The organism is Achromobacter sp., from assembly GCF_049647645.1.
In the GTDB taxonomy this organism is placed as follows: domain Bacteria; phylum Pseudomonadota; class Gammaproteobacteria; order Burkholderiales; family Burkholderiaceae_B; genus Achromobacter.
On sequence record NZ_JBARYB010000040.1, the window covers coordinates 1 to 21,356 of the forward strand.

Genomic DNA, 21,356 nt, shown 5'->3' on the forward strand with positions numbered 1-21,356 from the left:
GTTCGACACCGCCCGCGCCGCTATGGCATTATCGGCGGACCACCTGGCGGCCGGCCCCAAGCGCCGGCCGCGGCAACTTCGGAGGTCCCCCTTGTTCTCATTCCTCAAGCGCACCGTCCTGGCCGCCGGCATCATCGGCGTATCGCTGGGCGCCAGCGCCGCGCAGCCGCCGCGCGCCTATCCCCTCAAGGATTTCTTCCGCAACCCCGAACGGGGCTTCTTCCGCCTGGCCGACGACGGCCAGACGCTGGGCTTCATGCAGCCCACCAGCGTGGACGGCAAGCCCGCCCGCATGAACATCTATGTGCAGCCGCTGCAAGGCAGCACGCCGGTGGGCGACCCGCGCCAGCTGACCAGCGAAACCGCGCGCGACATCAGCAACTTCTTCTGGAAAGGCGCCGACGTGGTGCTCTACCAGAAGGACTTCGGCGGCGACGAGAATTTCCACGTGCTGGCCGTCAACGCCAAGACCGGCAAGATCACCGACCTGACGCCCTATGAAGGCGTGCGCGCCGGCATCGAAGACGATCTGGAAGACGATCCCGACCACGTGCTGATCAGCCACAACCAGCGCAACCCCGAAGTCTTCGACGTCTACCGCGTCAACGTGCACACGGGCGCCGCGGTGCTGGTGGCGCAGAACCCGGGCAACATCGTCGGCTGGCAGACCGACCACGCCGGCAAGGTGCGCGCCGCCGTCGCCAGCGACGGCCTGAACACCACCCTGCTCTACCGCGATAACGAATCGTCCGAGTTCCGCCCGCTCATCACCACCGACTACCGCACCAGCGTGAGCCCGGCGTTCTTCACCTTCGACGACAAGAAGTTCTACGCGCTTTCCAATCGCGGGCGCGACAAGTTGTCGCTGGTGGTGATCGACCCCGCCAAGCCGGAGGCCGAGGAAGAGATTTTCACCCCCGATACGGTCGACCTGGACTCGGCGGGATATTCGCGCAAGCGCCGCGTGCTGACGGTGGCCGCCTACCAGACCGACAAGCCGCAATACAAGTTCTTCGACGGGCAGACCGAGACACTCTTCAAGAAGCTGTCGGCGAAACTGACCGGCTACGACTTCGCCATCCAGGGCTCCAACCGCGACGAAGACAAGTTCATCGTCGCCGCCTACAACGACCGCACGCCCGGCTCGCGCTACATCTACGACGCGGCCGCCGACACGCTGACCAAGCTGGCCGACATCAACCCCGCCATTCCCGAAGCGGACATGTCGCGCGTGCAGCCCATCAGCTATCAGACCCGCGACGGCCTGACGGTCCACGGCTACCTGACGCTGCCGGCCGGCCGCGATCCGAAGAACCTGCCTTGCATCGTCAACCCTCACGGCGGCCCCTGGGCGCGCGACGGCTGGGGCTACAACCCCGAAGTTCAGTTCCTGGCCAACCGCGGCTTCTGCGTGCTGCAGATGAACTTCCGCGGATCGACCGGCTATGGCCGCGCCTTCTGGGAAGCCAGCTTCGGCCAATGGGGCCTGAAGATGCAGGACGACATCACCGATGGCGTGCAATGGCTGATCGGCCAGGGCATCGCCGACCCCAAACGCATCGGCATCTACGGCGCCAGCTACGGCGGCTACGCCACGCTGGCCGGGGTGGCGTTCACGCCCGACCTCTATGCGGCCGCGGTGGATTACGTGGGGGTGTCCAACCTGTTCACGTTCATGAAGTCCATTCCGCCGTACTGGAAGCCCATGCTGGACAAGATGCAGGACATGGTGGGCGATCCCGAACGCGACCGCGAACGCCTGGCGGCCACCTCGCCCGCGCTGCACGCGGACAAGATCAAGACGCCGCTGTTCGTGGCCCAGGGCGCCAAGGATCCGCGCGTGAACAAGGACGAGAGCGACCAGATGGTCAAGGCGCTACGCGCGCGCGGCGTCGAGGTCGAATACATGGTCAAGGACAACGAGGGCCACGGCTTTCACAACGACGAGAACAAGTTCGAGTTCTACGAAGCCATGGAGAAGTTCCTGAAGGAACATCTCAAGCCCTAGCCTCCTCCTCGACGATCGCCGCCGGGCCGCGCTCCTGCGCGCGGCCCGCGGGGCGGCCGATCCAGGCCATTTCCACGCGGTCGCGTCCATGCTCCTTGGCGCGGTACAGCGCATCGTCGGCGCGGGCCAGGATGCCGTCCGCGCTGTCTCCCGACTGATACGAAGCCAGGCCGCCGCTGGTGGTCATGCGCACTTCCCGCCCTTGCAGATGGAAAGGCGTGTCGCGCAGGGCGTCGCAGACGCGCTGGGCCTGCACCAGCGCGCGGGCCGGATCACAGTCGTACATCAGCAGCACGAATTCCTCGCCGCCCAGCCTGCCGAAGCGGTCGCTGGCCCGCACCGCCCGCTGCACCACCTGGGCGAAATGGCGCAGCGCCGCGTCGCCCGAGGCGTGGCCGTAGCGGTCGTTGATGGACTTGAAGTGGTCGATGTCCAGCACCAGCACCGCCAGCTTGCCGCCGGCGCGCTTGCAGCGCTGCAGCTCGCGCTCCAGCTCGTCCAGGATGCTGCGGCGCGAATAGGCGCGAGTCAGGCCGTCGAAGGTCAGCGCGGCCTCCATCCGCTCGGACAGGCTGGTCTGGATCAGCAGCAGCAATGCCAGGAACAAGCCGGGCACGGTCACCGTTCCGCAAACGATGAAGAACAGCCCCCACGGCGTCGGGTCGAGCAGCGACGCCGGCGCCTGCCCGCCCACGCTGTAGACCACCACGCGCAAGGCGTGCAGCGCGGCCAGGCCGAAGCTGGCCAGCATCAGGTACAGCATCACCCCGCGCGTCTGGATCCGCTTGCGCTGGCGGAAGAACACCATGCCCGTCGCCACCATGGTGGCGAAGGTGTAGGCGGAAAACAGCAGCATGCGCGCCCGCAAGTCATCCACCCCGTACAGCAACAGCGCGAACGCAACGATGCAGAGCCCGCCCAGGGCGACCGTGCGCCGCACGAGCGGCCGCAGGCCGAAGAACTGCCGCACGCCGATGTAGACCAGGCTGACCGCGCAGACCCAGGCGGCGTTCGACGCCATCACATAGACGCCGGGCGGCAGGAGCTGCGAGGCCGCATAGGCGAGCAGCGACAGCACCGCCAGGGCATTGGCCACGGTGAAGGCCTGGATGCCGCCCACGTCGCGGGCGCGGAACGGCGCCAGCAATGGCAATGCCAAAGCCGTGGCCAAGCCCCACATCAGAAAGAAGAGAGAAGTCGTCATGGTGTTTGCCGGCACCCGCCCCGCAGGCGTGCGCCGTCGCTCGTCATTGCTGTTGCACTGGGTTCACAGGTCTGGAGGCGTTACATCCCTCCACTCCAGACGCTTTTTGTTACCCGCGCGGCGACAGACCGGCACTATCTGGCGCCCGTCCGTCGCCGCACGCCGTTTCGCCCTGAACCTCTACCGCCCGCGCCAAGACGATTGCGCGGCAAGCGACGAAGAATACGCCAAGGCGGGGCCTGCGCAACCTTCCTTTGCACTAATTGACAGTTACCTGACAGTTAACACACTTATAATTTCGCTCGTTGACGGTGCCGCGAAGAGTGCCGCAATCACGCCCTACGGGCGTGGCGCGTACTAGCCATGCACTCCCTTAGCGCGAGTGCGAAGGTCCCCGCAGCGGGCGCCGCGCAGTCCTAACCAAAAAGTGTTCCCTCCCCGTGCCGCCGGCGCCTTTGTGCTGCGCGTCGCCTCGGCTCGCGCCGACAAAAGGCACGCGCACGGCCGGCCGGACCAGGAACGCCCCGAGTAGCAACTGCGGAAGTAAAACAGATGCAAAAAAGAGGATCGACACCCCCGGGTGCCGCTGGACCAAGACTGAGCCTGCTGGCGGCTTGCGCCTTGCTGGCTCCCGCCCTGGCCCTGGCCGCCCCAAGTAACGACTATGACGGGCTGATCGCGCGGGCGCGAGCCGGCGATTACGAACCCGCCCTGGCCATGCTGCGCCAGCAAGGCCAGGCCGGCGGCAGCCGCGCCATCTACGACCACATCATCATCGCGGGCTGGGCCGGCAAGCCCGAAGAAGCCGTCGGCGCCTACGAGCAGTTGCCGCAAGGCGCGGCGCTGCCCGCGGACATCCAGCTCGCCGTGGCGCGCGCCTACCGCGACCTGCAGCGCTGGCCGGAAGCCCTGGCCGCCTATCAGACGGGAGCGCGCCGCCATCCCGGGCAATCCGCCTTCCGCGCCGGCGAAATCATGACCCTGGCCGACGCCGGCCGCTACCCCGAGGCGCGCGCCGCGGCCGCGCAGTGGCTCAAGCGGCATCCTCGCGATGTCGACGCCCGGCTGGCCTTGAGCTACGTCCATGCCCGCCAGGGCGAGCCCTACGAAGCGCTGCACCAGGCTGACCTGGCCCTGGCCGCCGCGCCCGACACCCCTTACGTGTTGCGCGAGTACATCCATGCCTTGCAGCGCGCGCGCATGGCGGATGTGGCGCTGGAACTGGCGCGGCGCCATCAGGACCTGTTCGACGCCAGCCAGATGCGCGGCTTCGAGGCCGACGCGCTGGCCCAGCAGGTACGGCTGGCGGCCATGCCCACGCGCTCGGAAGCCGAGCGTTTCGTGCTGGCCGACCGCGCATTGGCCCGCTACGACGAACTGATTCCGGCTTGGCAGCAGCAGGAGGACGCCCGCGCCGATGCGCTGCGCGCCCGTATCGACCGCCTGCACGCCTTGCATGCGCGGGTACGCATGGCCGATCTGGTGCGCGAATACGAAGCCTTGCAGGCCGAAGGCGCCACGGTGCCGCGCTACGCCTTGAACGACGTAGCCTCGGCCTATCTGTATCTGCGCCAGCCCGAACGCGCCCGCGACATCTATCGCCAGGTCGCCGCCGACGACGCCCTGCGCGGCGACGACGCCGAGCAACGTCTGGCGACGGAAACCGGCCTGTACTACTCGCTGGCCGAAGGCGAGCAGTTCAACGAGACCGGCGCCGTCACAGACGGAGTCGAATCGGGCTATGCCCCCTGGCTGTACTACAAGGGCCAGGCCACCCGCATGCCCAACGACCTGAACCTGGAAAGCCGCCAGACCCTGGCCGCCGCGCGCCTGCAGGCCAACGACACCGTCGTCGCCCAGCAACGCCTCGAAGAGATGGTCGAAATCGCCCCGAACAACTCGGGCCTGCGCAGCGACCTGGCGACCGTCTACCGCGCCCGCTCGCTGCCCCGCGCCTCGGAAACCGAGCTGAAAATGGCCGAGACCTTGGCGCCGCGCAGCCTGGGCGTGGAAAACGGCCAAGGCTTCACCGCCCTGGACCTGCAGGAATGGCGCCAGGCCGAAGCGCTGTCGCAAGACACCCTGGCCCGCTCGCCCGAGAACCTGACCAGCCGCCGCCTGGCGCGCGAATGGGAGGTGCACAACAAGGCCGAGCTGCGCATCAACGGCTATCGCGGGCTGGCCTCGGACAGCCCGGTCAATGGCAGCGGCGACTTCGGCATCGACGCGGTGCTCTATTCCTCCCCGCTGGACTACAACTGGCGGGTCTTCGGCGGCGGCGGCTATGCTTCCGGCGACTTCGAGGAAGGCCGCGGCAACTACCGCTGGCTGCGCACCGGCGTGGAATGGCGCGGCCGCGACCTCACCGTCGAAGGCGAAGTCTCCACCCACGACTACGGCCACGGCGTGAAGCCCGGCGCCCGCCTGTCGCTCGCCTACGACGTGGACGACCACTGGCAAGTGGGCGGCTCGGGCGAGATCATGTCGCGCGAAACCCCGCTGCGCGCCCTGACCAGCGGCGTTTCGTCCAACAGCCTGTCGGCCTTCGTGCGCTGGCGCGCCGACGAGCGCCGCGAATGGACGCTGGCCTTGTCGCCCTCGCATTTCAGCGACGGCAACAACCGCTGGGCGCTGGGTCTGGCCGGGCGCGAGCGCGTCTACACCGCTCCGCGCCTGTGGGCGGACCTGGAGTTCGAGGCGTCTACCCAACGCAACAGCCACGACAGCAACGTGCCCTACTTCAATCCGCGCTCGGACCTCATGTTGCTGCCCGGCGTGCGCCTGACGCACACCCTGTACCGCCGCTACGAGACCGCCTGGGAGCAGATCGGCACCCTGGGCGCGGGCACCTACACCCAGCAAGGCTACGGCACCGGCGGCGTCATCGCGCTGGGCTACGGCCAGCGATACCGCGCCAACGACGTCCTCGACATGGGCGCCATGATCACCGGCACCAGCCGCCCGTATGACGGCGAGCGCGAGCGCGAACTGCGCATCGTGTTCGACCTGACGTACCGCTTCTGAACCCGGCACCGAGTAACGCCATGATGCTTAAAACCCATACCCGCCTGATACTTGCCGGCCTGCTGCTGCTCGCGATCCTGGCGCTGACCGCCTGCGCCAAGGACATCCCGGTCTATACGCCGCCGGACCAGCGCCCGGTCGCCCCCGCGGAGCAGCCCTGGGTCCAGGGCCAGTTCCTGGCCCTGGCCTACCACGACGTGGAAGACGACGACCCCGACCAGGGCTTTCTCAGCGTGCGCACCGACCGCCTGGTCGAGCAGCTGGCCTGGCTGCGCGCCAATGGCTACCAAGCCGTGACCGTGGACCAGATCCTGGCCGCGCGCCAGGGCGGCAAGCCGCTGCCCGAGCGCGCCGTGCTGCTGTCCTTCGACGACGGCTACCGCAGCTTCTACACCCGCGTGCTGCCCATCCTGAAAGCCTACCAATGGCCCGCGCTGCTGGCGCCGGTCGGTATCTGGATGGACACGCCGGCCAACCAGCACGTCGACTTCGGCGGCAGCCCCGAAGACCGCAAGCGCTTCCTGAACTGGGACGAGATCCGCGAGATCTCGCGTTCCGGACTGGTGGAGATCGCCGCCCACACCGACGCCTCGCACTATGGCGCGCTGGCCAATCCGCAAGGCAATACGGAGCCCGCCGCCGCCATCCGCGCCTATGACGCGCAGACCCGCCGCTACGAGACCGAGGCGGAGTTCGACGCACGCATGGGCCGCGACGTCGCCGCCATCACCGCGAAGATTCAGCGCGTCACCGGCAAGAAGCCGCGCGTGTGGGTCTGGCCGTATGGCGCCGAGGGCGGCTCCACCCTGCGCATCACCGCCGAGCATGGCTATCAGCTCGCCCTGACGCTGGAAGACGGGCCGGGACGCGTCGGCCGCCTGATGTCCACGCCGCGCCTGCTGCTATCCAGCGACCCGGCGCTCAAGCCGTTCGCCAACAGCGTGGTCGGCATGGAGGCCCAGCCCTTCATGCGCGTGGCGCACGTGGACCTGGACTATGTCTACGACCCGGACCCGGCGCAGACCGACCGCAACCTGGGCGAGCTGGTGCAGCGCATCCTGGACATGCAGATCAACACGGTGTTCCTGCAGGCCTATTCGGACCCCGTGGGCGACGGCCTGGTGAAGTCGGTCTACTTCCCCAACCGCTGGCTGCCGATGCGCGCCGACCTCTTCAACCGCGCCGCGTGGCAGTTGCACAACCGCGCCAACGTGATGGTCTACGCCTGGATGCCGGTGCTGTCCTTCGACCTGGATCCCGCCCTGCCGCGCGTCACGCGCTGGCAGGAAGGCGAGGCGCAGCCGGCGCCGGACCCCGACCAGTACCGCCGCCTGTCGCCATTCGACGCCACCGTGCGGGCGCGCATCGGCGACCTGTACGAAGACCTGTCCCGCTACGCGATCTTCGACGGCATCCTGTTCCATGACGACGCGCTGCTGTCGGACTTCGAAGACGCCAGCCCCGGCGCGCTGGCCGCCTACCGGGCTGCGGGCCTGCCGGGCAGCATCGCCGAACTGCGCGCGGATCCCGGCACCCTGCAACGCTGGACCCGCTACAAGAGCCGCGCGCTGGTGGACTTCACCGCGGAACTGACGCAGCGGGTACGCGCGGTGCGCGGTCCGCAGATCAAGACCGCCCGCAACATCTTCGCCGAACCCATCCTGAACCCCGGCAGCGAAACCTGGTTCGCGCAGAACCTGGACGACTTCCTTGGCGCCTATGACTGGACCGCGCCGATGGCGATGCCGCTGATGGAGAACGTGCCGGCAGGCAAGGAAAACGCCTGGCTCGACCGGTTGGTCGACACCGTCGCGCAGCGCCCCGGCGCGCTGGACAAGACCGTGTTCGAACTGCAGGCGCGCGACTGGCGCACCGGCCCCGGCCGCCCCGAGGCCACTCCCGTCGACACGGCCGTGCTGGCCGGCTGGATGAAGCGGCTGCAACTGCGCGGCTCGCGCAGCTTCGGCTACTACCCCGACGATTTCTCGCAAGACCAGCCCCGGCTGCAAGGCATCCGGCCCGCCATTTCCGAAGCCTGGTATCCCCTCCGATGATAGACCGTCTGATTGCTCTGCTGATTCTCTGCGCGGTGCTTGGCGCGCCCTTCGGCTTCACCCTGATGCTGACCGGCGAAGCGCTGCTGGGCTTCGTGTTCTTCTATCCCCTGTTCATGTCCGGCATGTGGATGGCCGGCGGCATCTATTTCTGGTGGCATTGGGAGCGGCACTGGAAATGGGGCAAGGACAGCCAACCGCCGGCCCTGGCCGGCAATCCGCTGGTGTCCATCCTGGTGCCCTGCTACAACGAGGCCGACAACGGCGAAGAGACGCTGCTGGCGGCGTTGGGGCAGAACTATCCGCATATCGAGGTCATCGCGATCAATGACGGCTCCAGCGACGGCACCGCGGAGATGCTGGACCGCATGGCCGCCGCCCATCCGCGGCTGCGCGTGGTGCACCTGGCGCAGAACCAGGGCAAGGCCATGGCGCTGCGCATGGGCGCCATGGCCGCGCGCAGCGAATACCTGGTCTGCATCGACGGCGACGCCATGCTGGACCCGGACGCGGCCGCCTACCTGGTGGCGCCGCTGATCGACAACCCGCGCGTGGGCGCCGTCACCGGCAACCCGCGCATCCGCACCCGCTCCACCATGATCGGCCGCATCCAGGTGGGCGAGTTCTCGTCCATCATCGGCCTGATCAAGCGCACCCAGCGCGTCTACGGCCAGGTGTTCACGGTGTCCGGCGTGGTCGCCGCCTTCCGGCGCGCGGCGCTGGACCGCGTGGGCTACTGGAGCCTGGACATGATCACCGAGGACATCGACATCAGCTGGAAGCTGCAACGCGACCACTGGTCGATCTTCTACGAGCCGCGCGGCCTGTGCTGGATCCTGATGCCCGAAACCCTGCGCGGACTGTGGAAGCAGCGGCTGCGCTGGGCCCAGGGCGGCGCCGAGGTCTTCCTGAAGAACCTGCGCTCGATCTGGGTCTGGCGCCATCGCCGCCTGTGGCCGCTGATGGCCGAGTTCTGCCTGTCCACCGCCTGGGCCTTCGCCTTCGGCGTATCGGTGCTGCTGTGGGCCCTCAGCCAGGTGGTCACGCTGCCCAACAACATGCAGATCGCCAGCCTGATGCCGCCCGCCTTCACCGGCATGATGCTGGCGGTGGTCTGCCTGCTGCAGTTCGTCGTCAGCATCCTGATCGACCGCCGCTACGAGCCCGGCCTCGCCCGCTCGCTGTACTGGGTCATCTGGTATCCGCTGGCCTTCTGGATGGTGAGCCTGTTCACCACCCTGGTCAGCTTCCCCAAAGTCATGCTCCGCAAGCAGGCCCGCCGCGCGCGCTGGACCAGCCCGGACCGGGGCATCAAATCACCGGACGCAACGTCATGATCATCACCACGCAACGTTCCCGCGCAGGCTATCTGTTCGACCTGGTCCTCACCGCCATCGGCTGGTTCGCCTTCGTCTACCTGTTCGGCGCCGGCATCCTGGCGATCCTGCGCGCCGCCGCGGGCGGCCCCGGCGTTTCGCTATGGCCGGTGTTCCTGCCCACCGTGCATACGCTGTGGGGCTACGCCCTGCTGGCGCTGGTCAACGCCGGCGTGCTGGTGGCGTGGGCGGTCTACAACCACCGCAAGTTCGCCGGCAAGGACCGCCGCAAGGCGATCAAGCCGCTGGATGACCGCCGCCTGGCGGCAAGCTTCGCCATCACGCCGGCGCAGTTGACGCAGCTGAGGTCGGCGCGCACCAGCATCATCCACCATGGCGCGGCCGGCGAAATCACCGGCATCGACATGGGCCGTCCCCGCCTGAGCGCGGTGCGGGCGGTGTAGTGCATTCAATCTGCAATCGGCAACTCACCCGATGTTGCCGTCTTGCGGAGAAAGCCTATCCGCGTTGAAACCGCGGCTTCTTGCAAGATTTTGGACTCATAGTCCAGTAGACTGCCTGACAAACCTGGAAAACGGATTACTGGCATTGAGTATGCGCCAGCGCCTTGGTGTCCCGCCCTGCAATGACGTCGAATCCCTCGCCACGCACACCCTCTCGCAAGAAGCCCCCCGCGGCGCGCCAACCCGGCGTTGCCCGGGTGAACGCGCGGCGCGATGGCGATGAAACTCGTGAGCGAATGCTGGACGCGGCGGAAGAACTGTTTGGCGCCCACGGTTTTCACGGGACTTCCATGCGGGATGTGGCCGTAGCAATGGGCTGCGGCATTGCGCTGGTGACCTACCATTTCGGTACCAAGGACGTGCTGTTCAGCAACGTCATCAAACGGCGCGCGGCCTACATGACACACCAGCGCACCCTTGCTCTGGCTACCGCCCGGGCAAGGGCCCAGGGCAAGCCTGTGCCCGTGGAAGATATCGTGTCCGGCTACGTGTGGCCGTTCGTCGAACGCAGCGCGGCAGGTGGCAAGGGGTGGAAAAACTATTCCCTGTTCATTGCGCGGCACGCGAACTCGCCCGAGTTCGCCAAGGTCATCGACGAGCACTACGACCCGGTCGCGCGGCAATACCTGGACGAGCTGGCACGCACGTTCCCCACAATGCCGCAGACAGATCTGTACTATGCGTTCAGCCTCATGGTGGGCGGCATGGTCTCGATCGTCGCGGAGCCGGGCCGCGTGGAAAACCTGTCGTCCGGCCTGATCAAGGCCAGCGATGTCGAGGCCGCATTCAAGAGAATGCTGCCGTTCTTCAGCGCGGGGTTCAGGGCCCTGGTTCCTCCCAGCGCCTGACCCCGCCCGACTCAAGCCGCATCAGATCAACCGCAGACTACGCCAGGCCCGCCGCCCGTTCCGCGCAGCGGATGATGGCCGCGTAGTCTGCGTCGGCGTCGCCATGCGCCGCAGCCGACTGCAATGACTGCAGAGTCAGCGCGGTCTGCGGTAGCGCCACCTGCAGGCGCTCCGCTTCACCCAGGATCAACTTCACATCCTTGACCATCTGAGACACGGTGAAGGTAGCCGTGTAGTCCCGCGCCATCAACTGCTTGGATTTTGCCGTGACGATGGGAGACGCCACCGCGCTATGGGTCAGAACTTCCCACATATCTTCCCAGCGCAGCCCCCCCTTTGCGCCCAGGATGAGCGATTCGGCCAGCATTGCGCTGGTCTGCGCGATCATCAGGTTGACGACCAGTTTCATGAGCCGCGCCTCTTCACCCTCGCCCAGCCAGTATTGGCTGGGGCCGAACAGTTTGAAGAGCGGCAGCATACGCTCGTAAGCGTCCTGCGGGCCGGACACCAGCAGCGTCAAACGCGCGGCCTCGGCCATGACATTATTGCCGGACACAGTGGCGCGCAGATAGATGACCTGACTGCTCCGCAACAATTCCGCCACGCGGACGGAAATCTCGGGCGACACGGTGCTGGTGTCGATGTATACAGCTCCCGGCCGCGCGTGGCGCGCCACCTCCTGCGCCACCTGCCAAAGCGCGCCATCGTGCGGCAACGAAGACAACAGCACATCGGCCCGCGCCATCCCGAGCGCCCCCGGCGCAGCCGCCATGCCCAGTGCGACGGCGGCCTTCAGCCGGCCCGCGTCCGGATCTTCGACGCTGAGCGCATGGCTCGCCGTCATCAGATGCTTGCCCATCGGCAAACCCATCTTTCCGGCCCCGATCAAATGAATCATCATGGTCTGCGTCTCCCTCACTCGGCTTCGATGCCCAGTTCGGGCAGCACCTTGCGAAAGCGCGCCACATCGGCATCCAGCGCCTTGGCGAATTGCTCAGGCGTCATCAGCACCAGTTGAGCCTGGCTGAGCTTCAGATAGTCCTGGAACACGGGCTGCTTGGCCGCTTCCGAGACCTGTTTGAACAGGGCCTGCACTTGCTCGGGCGGCATGCCGCGGGGGGCCAGCAGGCCGGACCACGCCGGTACGTCCACGTCCTCATAGCCCAATTCGCGAAAGGTGGGTACGCCAGGAAAGTTGGGGTCCGGCGCTTCCGAGGAAATTGCCAGGGCCCGCACGCGGCCATCCTTGACGAGGGGCAGCGCCGTGGACGCCCCCATGAAAACCATGTTCACGTGACCGCCCAGGAAGTCGGAAACCGGTGACTTGTACGGCACGTGCAGCAGCTTCAGGTTAGCCGCTCGGGCAAACAATGCGCCGATCACGTGGGTGGTGTTGCCAATGCCGAACGAGCCGTAGCTGATCTGGTTGGGACGAGCCTTGGCGCCGTCGACCAGGTCCTGGATGGTCTTGTAGGGGGAATCGGCCTGAACCAGCAGGACGAAGCCCGATGACTTGCTCACGATGGTGATGGGAGTGAAGTCCTTGACGGGGTCGTATGGCAGATTCTTGTACAGGCCTGCGTTGGTGGCATGGCCGGCGGTGGTAAACAGTAGCGTCGCGCCATCCGGCGCGGCCCGGGCCACTTCTGTGGTGGCGATGCGTCCGCCCGCCCCTGCCTTGTTCTCGACGATCACGCTCTTGCCGCTGATCTTGGCCATTCCCTCGGCCAACGCGCGCGCCGACGAATCGAAGGGGTTTCCCGCGCCCACCGGCACAATGACTCGGGTGAGGTTGGGTTCGGCATTCGCCAAGCCGGGAAGAATGTTGGTCGCAAGCGCCAGGGGCACGAGCATGCGGGAAATGGCCTTCAACATGGTAAGTCTCCTCTTTTTTAATCACTGGCTTTATTCAGAACACGGCCAATCCAGTCCGCCATGGCGTTGGTCGCCAGGCTCATGTTGCCGATGCTGCAATGTTGTTCACCGCCCTCCTGGGCCGAGAAAATACGCAGCTCCCGCTGGGGCGCGTTCACACACTCTTCAAAGGTCCGGGTGGCATCCGTCACGGGAATCTGGCGGTCGTCCGCGCCGTGAGTGATGTAGACCGGCACGCGAACGCGGTCCAGCACGCCTTCCAGGGTGTAGCGGTCGGTGATCTCCAGGCAGTCCTCAATGTTCTCCTGCCCCAGCACCCACTTCACATGCTCGAAGTAGTGCGGAACCGACTTCTGCGCGGAGTACGTGCCCTCGACACGGGCGCGGAAGCGCACGCCCCAGTCGTAGTTGGCGCCCCAGGCCACGCAACATGCGAAGCGCGGCTCGAAGGCGGCGGCGCGCGGGGCGTGGTAACCGCCCAGGCTCAGCGCCATCATGCCAATGCGGCTCTTGTCCACGTCACGCCGGGCTTCCAGAAAGTCGACACATGCGCCGGCCGGCAACTCGGCCTCCGGCGCGTTGTGCAGCTTGTTCTTGCGCAGCGCCTCGCCCACTCCTGGGTTGTCGACCAGCAGGATGGACACGCCGCGCTGCGTCAGCATGGCGGGCAGCCCGCATAGGTACAGGTACTCCTTCACGCCGTCCAGGCCGTTGAAGTGCACGACGCACGGCGCGGGAGACTTGTCTTTGCCCAGCGAGACCATCAGCGCGGGCAGGAAGGACTCACCGAACGGCACTCTGACCCGTTCGCAATTGGCTCCGGTGCATTCGATGTACTTGCCGAAGGTCCGTAGCAACTCGTCGTAAGCTGCCGCGCGCGGGGCGTAGTCGTGGGCGGGAATACGCTCGCCGGTGATGTACATGACACAGGCGCGGCGGTACTTCTCTCCCGCCGACAGCAGGTTGCCGGCGTTTTCGTCTTCGGCCGCCGCGCGCGCCAGTCTGGCTCCGCCGTCGGCCCAGGCCTGAAAGAAATCGTTGGCGTGCTTCTGGTCGTCCTCGGCATGACGCAGCCCGCGGCAGGCGCGATCGACTTCGTCCATATTTGCGCCGGCATCGAGCGCCATGGAGAGCGCTAGATTCCATGAGTAAACCTTGAAGTACTCAAGCATCTGAAAGTCCTTATGAATGAATTGCGGATGGCGCGGGCGCCGACCGCTTAAGCGGATTGCGCATGTGTCGACTCTTCGGTCCCGATGCGCTGCGCGGCCAGCCCGCCACGCAGCTTCCACACCACTGCGTGCTTGATCGCCATGGTCTTCAAGTCTGGGGAAAGCCCGTCCGTTGCTGCCACAGGTTGATGAAGGGCAACACCGATGCCGTCCCATACAGACCGGCCTTGGTGAAGGGCTCTTCGGCCATCCAGCGCTCCGCGGCGGCCCGGTCCTCGAAGTCGATCACGAGCAGGCTGCCCAGCATGGTCCGGCCATCGTCCTGGGTCAGCGGGCCGGCAAAGGCAATCCGGTCTGCCACCGCCGCCAGATAGGTCTTGTGCTCAGGGCGCACGCGCTGACGCAGCTCGGCGCAATCGGGACGGTCGATCAAGTGGAGTGCGAATATCAAGAAACTCTCCTGGTTGGAATGAATGTCCGTGACGATGCGTTCACGCTGCCGGCGCCGGGTTCAGCACAAAGCGGAAATCCAGCGTGTAGAAAGGCGCCACGCAGCGCGAGCCATCGGGCGCAGGCCCGGGCGGGTGTTCGACCCAATCGGCAATCAGCGACGACCGCACGCCGAAGACGGCGTCCGAGTCCAGGTAGCGGTCGCCATTGCGGAAGACGTGCGTAATCAGCCGCTCGTAGCCGGGCGCGGCAATCATGAAGTGCAGGTGCGCCGGCCGCCACGGATGGCGTCCCAGCGCCTCCAGCATCCTACCCACCGGGCCATCGTGCGGAATCGGATAGGCCTCGGCGCGGATAGTCTTGAAATGGAAGCGCCCTTCCGTGTCCGCCTGCAACGTGGCGCGGGCGCGCTGCGGCACGTCGTCCCCGTACTGCACGTCGTAAAAACCGGCCTCGTCAGCCTGCCACACTTGCAGCTCGGCGTTCGGCACGGGAAGGTTGTCCAAGCCCACCACTACACCCCGCACATAACAGGGCTCGCCGGGCGCGCCATTGGCCACATCGCCGCCCAGTTCGACACGCGGAGAATCCTCGACGTGGAAGGGACCGAATACGGTCGCCTCTGTGCAACCCTTGGGCTTTTTGTTGTTCATTGCGGTTACCAGCATGGACATTCCCAGCGTGTCCGAGAGCAGGATGAACTCCTGGCGCATCTTGCTGGTGATGTGGCCGACCTCGGTGAGAAAGCGGATACCCTCGAACCACTCGCCTTCGGTCAACGCAACGTCGCGGGCGAAGGCGTGCAGGTGCTGCACAAGGCTGTTCATGATTTCGCGCAGCCGCGGATCGGCTGCGTTGGCGTGCATGCCAATGACCGCCCGCGTGATGTTGTCTTCATCGAGGTTTCTCACTCGCGTCTCCGTTGAGTTACGGCTCTAATTTTGTACACTTGATCAAATTAACGCAATCGGATCGCCGTAAATACGTTTTCCGCCCACCGGAAAATAAAGGGTTTTCCCTAGACCTGGGCGCGCATGAGCAACGCCGACAGACGAGCGGCGGCAGGAGACGCAATGGATCGTTGGACTGAAATGGAACTGTTGGTGCAGACCACCGAGCTCGGCAGCATGTCGCGTGCAGCGGAATCGCTGAACATGTCCAACGCGGCGGCAAGCCGGCACCTGGCGTCGCTGGAGGCCAGAATCGGCGCCCGGTTGATGCTGCGCAGCACGCGCGGCCTCTCCCTGACGGAGACCGGCGAGCGCTTCTATCAGAGTTGCAAGAGCGTGCTGGCCAACATGAGGGATGCCGAGGCGGCGGCCAGCGCTACTGTGCTCAATCCGACAGGCACCTTGCGCGTCACGGCGTCGCTATCGTTTTCGGTGCACCACATCGGTCCCTTGCTCAAGGAGTACATGGCCCGCTACCCGAACCTGCGGGTATATGTCGAGGTCTCCAACCGGTACCACGACCTGATCGACAACAACATCGACGTGGCCATACGCACTCGCGAGTTCGAGCGCGACTCCAACGTCACCATCCGGCGCCTGGCGGCCACACGCCGCATTCTCGCCGCGTCGCCCAGCTACCTGAACGCCCATGGCGCGCCCCGCAGCGTCGAGGATCTGGCGAGCCGCCCTCTCCTCCTCTACACCTATGCCAACAGCCCGAACGAGCTCAAATTCCACCGTGGCGAGGAAACGCGCAGCATCCTGGTGCAGGGCTTGCTGGAATCGAACGACAGTCAGGTGCTGCGCGCGGCCGCGCTCAGCGGCATGGGCATCCTGGTGCAACCCAAGTACATCCTCTATGAAGACCTGGTAGCCGGACGCCTGATCTCGGTCCTGGACGACTGGGATCTGCCGCAACTGACCATCAATATCGCCTTCCAAAGCCGGCGCCACATGTCCGCCAAGGTGCGGACCTTCATCGACTTCCTGGTCACCCACTTCGAGCGCATGGACTACCACCAGAAGTGGACGGCATTCGATCATGGGAGTCCCGGCGCATAGACGTAGGCCGGGACCCGCGCGGCGCCCCCGGCCTGGCGCCCGCCCTCAGCGGCGCGCCTTCTCCACATTCGGCAGCAGGATCGCCACCACGCCCAGCAAGGGCAGGTAGGCGCAGACCTGGTACACGTAGCCGATGCTGGTGGCGTCCGCCAGCTTGCCCAGCGCCGCGGCGCCCACGCCGCCCATGCCGAAGGCAAAACCGAAGAACAGGCCGGCAATCATCCCCACCTTGCCCGGCACCAGCTCCTGCGCGTAGACCACGATGGCCGAGAAAGCCGAAGCCAGCACCATGCCGATGATCACCACCAGCACGCCGGTCCAGAACAGGTTCATGTAGGGCAGCAGCAGCGTGAACGGCGCCACGCCCAGGATCGACACCCAGATCACGATCTTGCGGCCGATGCGGTCGCCGACCGGACCGCCCACCACCGTGCCCACCGCCACCGCCGCCAGGAACAGGAACAGGTAGAGCTGCGCCTCGCGCACCGACAGCGCGAACTTGTCGATCAGGTAGAAAGTGAAATAGCTGTTCAGGCTGGCCAGGTAGAAATACTTGGAGAACACCAGCACCCCCAGCACCGTCAGCGCACCCAGCACCTGGTTGCGCGACAGTCCGTGGCCAGTCCCCTCGCGCCGCGCGCGCGGCTTGAGCCGGACGCGGTTGGCGCTGTACCAGCGGCCGATGCCGGTCAGCACCACGATGCCGAACAGCGCCGCCAGCGAGAACCACGCCACGCTGCGCTGCCCGTGCGGAATGATGAAGAGCGCGGCCAGCAGCGGCCCCAGCGCCGAACCCACGTTGCCGCCCACCTGGAACAGCGACTGCGCCAGGCCGTGGCGGCCGCCGGAGGCCATGCGCGCCACCCGCGAAGACTCCGGATGAAACACCGACGAACCCGTGCCCACCAGCACCGCGGCCACCAGCAGCCAGCCGAAGGACGGCGCCATCGACAGCAGCAGCAGCCCCACCAAGGTAAAGCCCATGCCCACCGGCAGCGAGTACGGCTTGGGATGGCGGTCCGTGTAGAAACCGATGAAGGGCTGTAAGAGCGAGGCGGCAAGCTGGTAGACCAGCGTGATCAGGCCGATCTGCGCGAACGACAGGCTGAAGGAATCCTTCAGCATGGGATAGATGGCCAACAGGATCGACTGGATCATGTCGTTCATCAGGTGCGCCACGCTGATCGCGCCCAGCACCTTGAAGGCGGTGGACGGATCCGAGGAGGCGGCTGGCGGCGGCGCCGTGTTGGCGTCGGCGATGCCGGCGGCTGGGGTCTGGGGTGGATTCATGGGTAGCTGACGCGGATAAGGGGATGGGCATGCCCGGCACCGTGCCGGGACCTGCAGCCAGTGTAGAAATCCGGGCCGGAACCCATATGCCAATTTCCGTCGTTTAAGTGACAAAATGCGGAAAATGCGCTTGAGCCGCCCCCTCTCACCCTTACGCCGGAAGTGACACGCATGCCCGCCCGACTGCTTTTGCCCGACCCCGCCCGCAGCGTCAATCCGCAGGACTACCAGCACCGGCCGCGCGTAGTGACGGCGATGGCCAAGGAATTCCCGCCGGGCACCCGCACGGGCACCCATTCCCACCCGCGCGCCCAATTGGTCTACGCGGTCGAAGGCGTCATGCGCGTCACCACCCCCAGCGGCTTCTGGGCCTTGCCGCCGCTGCGCGCGCTGTGGGTGCCGGCGGGCGTGCCGCATGGCGTGGACATGGTGGGCGCCGTGTCCATGCGCTCGCTCTATCTGCAGGCCGAGGCCGCCCAAGACTACTGGCCGCAGTGCCAGGTGGTCGAGGTCAGCGGCCTGCTGCGCGAACTGATCCTGGCGCTGACCGCCGAACCCATCGAGTACCCGCTGGGAGGCCGGGCGGAGCAGATCGCCGCCCTGGTCCTGTCCGAGTTGGCCGCCGCGCGCGTCGCGCCGCTGCAGATCCCCTGGCCCCGCGACCGGCGCCTGCAGACCATCTGCGCGGCGATCCTGGACGACCCCGGGCTGCAGCGCGGCATCGAGGACTGGGGCGACGAAGTCGGCGCCAGCGCGCGCACGCTGATCCGCCTGTTCCAGGCGGAACTGGGGCTGAACTACCGGCAGTGGGTGCAGCAGGTCCGGCTGGCCGAGGCAGTGTGCCGGCTGTCGCAGGGCGTGCCGGTCGCGCGTATCGCTTCCGATCTGGGCTACCGCAGCGCCAGCGCCTTCTCGGCCATGTTCCACCGGGCGCTGGGCGCGCCGCCGCAGGGCTACCTGAAGAACAGCTGACGCCTGCAACCGGACTCGCCGTTTGTGACGGCGCGCAATACATGTTTAGTTACCGAAACCTTATGGCCCCCTGGGCGGTCTATAGCGTTCTGCCCTAGAATCGCCTGCAATGAGCACCCCCCAGCAATCCTCCGCCACCCCGGGCGGCAAACCGGGCCTCCCCTGGAAACGAATCCTGATCAAGGCTGGCGTAGCCGCCGGCGGCGCCGCCGTGTGCGGCGGCATCGCGCTCGGCCTGGCACTGGCCCTGGCCTGGCCCAGCCTGCCCGACCTGCACGCCATGACGGATTACCGCCCGCGGGTGCCGCTGCGCATCTATACGGCGGACAAGGTGCTGATTGGCGAATACGGCGAAGAACACCGCAACGTGCTGCGCTTTGACGAGATCCCGCCCGTGATGCGCCAGGCGGTGCTGTCGGCCGAGGACGACCGCTTCTACAGCCATGGCGGCGTTGACTGGATGGGCGTGGCGCGCGCGGTGCTGACCAACCTGGTCAAGGGCTCCAAGAGCCAGGGCGGCAGCACCATCACGATGCAGGTGGCGCGCAACTTCTACCTGTCGTCCGAGAAAACCTATTCGCGCAAGTTCTACGAGCTGCTGCTCACCTTCAAGATCGAATCCGAGCTCTCCAAGGACCAGATCCTTGAGCTCTACATGAACCAGATCTACCTGGGCCACCGCGCCTATGGTTTCGCGGCCGCCTCGCGCACCTATCTCGGCAAGCCCTTGTCGGAAGTGACGCCGGCCGAGGCCGCCATGCTCGCCGGCATCCCCAAGGCGCCGTCGCGCTTCAACCCCATCACCAACTTCCCGCGCGCCGAGATCCGCCAGCACTACGTGCTGGGCCGCATGAAGACGCTGGGCTACCTCACGCCCGAACAGGCCGATGAAGCGCTCAAGCAGCGCCTGACCATCCGCGGCGCGGACGGCGCCAGCGCGCGCGGCTTCGCCATCCATGGCGACTACCCGGCCGAGCTGGCTCGCCAGCTGATGTACGGCGTGTTCCAGGAACAGACCTACTCCAAGGGCATCGACGTCTACACCACCATCGATTCCAAGGACCAGGAAGCCGCCTACCGCGCCGTGCGCGACGGCGTCATGGACTACACCCGCCGCGCCGTGTATCCCGGCCCCGAAGACCAGATCGACCTGCCCGACGGCGTCGAGCAGGACGCGGCCGCGCTGGACGAGATCCTGGACGGCGTGCAGGAAAGGACGCCTGACAGCGAAGACCTGCTGACCGCCGTGGTGCTGGCCGCCAGCCCCACCGAAGTGACGCTGGCGCGCAGCGCGCGCGACATCATCACCATCAGCGACAAGAAGGCGCTGGCGGTGGTGGCCCGCGCGCTCAACCCCAAGGCCAGCGACAGCCAGCGCCTGCGGCGCGGCTCCGTGGTCTACATCCACAAGAACGGCGACAGCTGGGAAATCATCAATATGCCGACGCTGCAGGCCGCGCTGGTTTCGATGGTGCCCCAGGATGGCGCCATCCGCGCCATGATCGGCGGCTTCGACTACAACCGCGGCGGCTTCAACCGCGTGACGCAGGCCTGGCGCCAGCCCGGCTCCAACATCAAGCCCTTCGTCTACGCCGCGGCCCTGGAGCGCGGCCTGACGCCGGCCACGCAGATCTCCGACCAGCCCTTCATGCTGACCGCGGAGCAGACCGGCTCCAAGGCCTGGCAGCCCAAGAACGACGGCAACAAGTACGAGCCCATGCTGACCCTGCGCCAGGGCCTCATGCGCTCCAAGAACATGGTGTCGATCCGCATCCTGCAGGCCATCTCGCCGCAGTATGCGCAGGACTACCTGACCCGCTTCGGCTTCGACAAGTCGCGCTGGCCGGCGGTGCTGCCGCTGGCCCTGGGCGCGGGCGGCGCGACGCCGCTGCAGGTGGTCAATGGCTACAGCGTGTTCGCCAACGGCGGCTACCGCGTCACCCCCTACCTGGTGGACCACGTGACCGACCGGTCCGGCAACGTGCTGATGAAGGCGCAACCGGTCGTCGCCGGCGACGAGCAGGCGCGCGCCATCGATCCGCGGACCGCCTGGGTCATGGACGACATCCTGCGCGGCGTCACGGTCAGCGGCACCGCCGCGCGCGCACACCAGGTGCTCAAGCGCAATGACATCGGCGGCAAGACCGGCACCACCAACGAGGCCGTGGACGTCTGGTTCTCGGGCTTCATGCCCAACCTTGCCACCACGGTCTGGATGGGCTTTGACCAGCCCAAGTCGCTGGGCACCAACGAATTCGGCAGCGGCCTGGCCCTGAGCACCTGGCTGGACTACATGCAGCCCGCCTTGAAGGGCGTGCCCGAAGCCAAGCCCGCGCCGCGGCCGGACGGCCTGCTCGTGGACAACGGCGAATACTATTTCTCGGAATTCCCGCCGGGCCAGGCCGTGGCGTCGCTGGACCTGTCCTCGGGCGATGCGCTGACCGATTTCCTGAACAACAACCGTTCGACGGATGGCGTGGACACTTCGGTCAAGCCCTTGCCGCCCAGCGGCGCCGTGCCGCAGAGCAGTCCTGGCCAACCGCCCGTGGCCCTGCCCGTCCCCGTGGCGCCCGCGGGCGGCGCGCCGGCCGGCAATGTGCCTGTCAT

General features: G+C 66.6%; 16 protein-coding genes. 9 read left to right on the plus strand and 7 right to left on the minus strand.

All coding sequences use genetic code 11. The features are described 5' to 3' along the window. The first annotated feature begins 91 nt into the window (after positions 1 to 91). Positions 92 to 2,008, plus strand: a complete 1,917-nt coding sequence (locus WBB14_RS03865; protein WP_424238661.1) for an alpha/beta hydrolase family protein — start codon at positions 92 to 94, stop codon at positions 2,006 to 2,008. Here the strand turns inward: WBB14_RS03865 and WBB14_RS03870 are convergent. Further along, positions 1,998 to 3,212: a GGDEF domain-containing protein gene (locus tag WBB14_RS03870; RefSeq protein WP_424238648.1), complete on the minus strand. Its 1,215-nt coding sequence runs from the start codon at positions 3,210 to 3,212 to the stop codon at positions 1,998 to 2,000. The genes WBB14_RS03865 and WBB14_RS03870 overlap by 11 nt on opposite strands. Before the next feature lie 552 nt (positions 3,213 to 3,764). On the opposite strand from WBB14_RS03870, the gene pgaA reads away from it, so the two are divergent. From pgaA to WBB14_RS03895, 5 genes are all read left to right on the plus strand, one after another. Continuing rightward, positions 3,765 to 6,236 (plus strand): poly-beta-1,6 N-acetyl-D-glucosamine export porin PgaA, encoded by a 2,472-nt coding sequence (pgaA, locus tag WBB14_RS03875; protein WP_424238649.1) that lies wholly within the window; start codon positions 3,765 to 3,767, stop codon positions 6,234 to 6,236. Positions 6,237 to 6,256: 20 nt separating this feature from the next. Then, positions 6,257 to 8,290, plus strand: a complete 2,034-nt coding sequence (pgaB, locus tag WBB14_RS03880) for a poly-beta-1,6-N-acetyl-D-glucosamine N-deacetylase PgaB (RefSeq protein WP_424238650.1) — start codon at positions 6,257 to 6,259, stop codon at positions 8,288 to 8,290. Further along, a complete protein-coding gene (pgaC, locus tag WBB14_RS03885) occupies positions 8,287 to 9,627 on the plus strand; it encodes a poly-beta-1,6-N-acetyl-D-glucosamine synthase (RefSeq protein WP_332015120.1) in 1,341 nt (446 codons plus the stop codon). The genes pgaB and pgaC overlap by 4 nt, the downstream gene beginning before the upstream one ends. Beyond that, on the plus strand, positions 9,624 to 10,070 hold the full coding sequence (gene pgaD / locus WBB14_RS03890) for a poly-beta-1,6-N-acetyl-D-glucosamine biosynthesis protein PgaD (protein WP_424238651.1): 447 nt from the start codon (positions 9,624 to 9,626) through the stop codon (positions 10,068 to 10,070). The genes pgaC and pgaD overlap by 4 nt, the downstream gene beginning before the upstream one ends. A 182-nt stretch (positions 10,071 to 10,252) precedes the next feature. Continuing rightward, the gene (locus WBB14_RS03895; protein ID WP_424238652.1) at positions 10,253 to 10,978 is read left to right on the plus strand and encodes a TetR/AcrR family transcriptional regulator; all 726 of its coding nucleotides are present in this window, start codon (positions 10,253 to 10,255) and stop codon (positions 10,976 to 10,978) included. A 37-nt stretch (positions 10,979 to 11,015) separates the two neighbouring features. On the opposite strand, the gene WBB14_RS03900 is transcribed toward WBB14_RS03895, so the two are convergent. From WBB14_RS03900 to WBB14_RS03920, 5 genes are all read right to left on the minus strand, one after another. Continuing rightward, a complete protein-coding gene (locus tag WBB14_RS03900) occupies positions 11,016 to 11,879 on the minus strand; it encodes an NAD(P)-dependent oxidoreductase (RefSeq protein ID WP_424238653.1) in 864 nt (287 codons plus the stop codon). A 14-nt stretch (positions 11,880 to 11,893) separates the two neighbouring features. Beyond that, positions 11,894 to 12,853, minus strand: a complete 960-nt coding sequence (locus tag WBB14_RS03905) for a Bug family tripartite tricarboxylate transporter substrate binding protein (RefSeq protein ID WP_424238654.1) — start codon at positions 12,851 to 12,853, stop codon at positions 11,894 to 11,896. Between the two features lie 17 nt (positions 12,854 to 12,870). Beyond that, positions 12,871 to 13,956 carry an alpha/beta hydrolase family protein gene (locus tag WBB14_RS03910; RefSeq protein ID WP_424238655.1) on the minus strand — a complete coding sequence of 362 codons (1,086 nt, stop codon included), beginning with the start codon at positions 13,954 to 13,956 and terminating at the stop codon, positions 12,871 to 12,873. Between the two features lie 217 nt (positions 13,957 to 14,173). Next, positions 14,174 to 14,476 carry a YciI family protein gene (locus WBB14_RS03915; protein WP_424238656.1) on the minus strand — a complete coding sequence of 101 codons (303 nt, stop codon included), beginning with the start codon at positions 14,474 to 14,476 and terminating at the stop codon, positions 14,174 to 14,176. 40 nt (positions 14,477 to 14,516) lie between these two features. Beyond that, on the minus strand, positions 14,517 to 15,386 hold the full coding sequence (locus tag WBB14_RS03920) for an intradiol ring-cleavage dioxygenase (protein WP_424238657.1): 870 nt from the start codon (positions 15,384 to 15,386) through the stop codon (positions 14,517 to 14,519). 162 nt (positions 15,387 to 15,548) lie between these two features. Here WBB14_RS03920 and WBB14_RS03925 point away from each other — a divergent pair, with 162 nt between their 5' ends. Beyond that, positions 15,549 to 16,487, plus strand: a complete 939-nt coding sequence (locus WBB14_RS03925) for a LysR family transcriptional regulator (protein WP_424238658.1) — start codon at positions 15,549 to 15,551, stop codon at positions 16,485 to 16,487. Positions 16,488 to 16,532: 45 nt separating this feature from the next. Here WBB14_RS03925 and WBB14_RS03930 read toward each other — a convergent pair whose 3' ends face one another. Then, positions 16,533 to 17,777, minus strand: a complete 1,245-nt coding sequence (locus WBB14_RS03930) for an MFS transporter (protein ID WP_332015122.1) — start codon at positions 17,775 to 17,777, stop codon at positions 16,533 to 16,535. 171 nt (positions 17,778 to 17,948) lie between these two features. Between WBB14_RS03930 and WBB14_RS03935 the strand changes: the two genes are divergently transcribed. Continuing rightward, positions 17,949 to 18,749 carry an AraC family transcriptional regulator gene (locus WBB14_RS03935; RefSeq protein WP_424238659.1) on the plus strand — a complete coding sequence of 267 codons (801 nt, stop codon included), beginning with the start codon at positions 17,949 to 17,951 and terminating at the stop codon, positions 18,747 to 18,749. Between the two features lie 109 nt (positions 18,750 to 18,858). Continuing rightward, positions 18,859 to 21,356: penicillin-binding protein 1A (locus WBB14_RS03940; protein WP_424238660.1), on the plus strand; the 2,498-nt coding region annotated here is incomplete at its 3' end.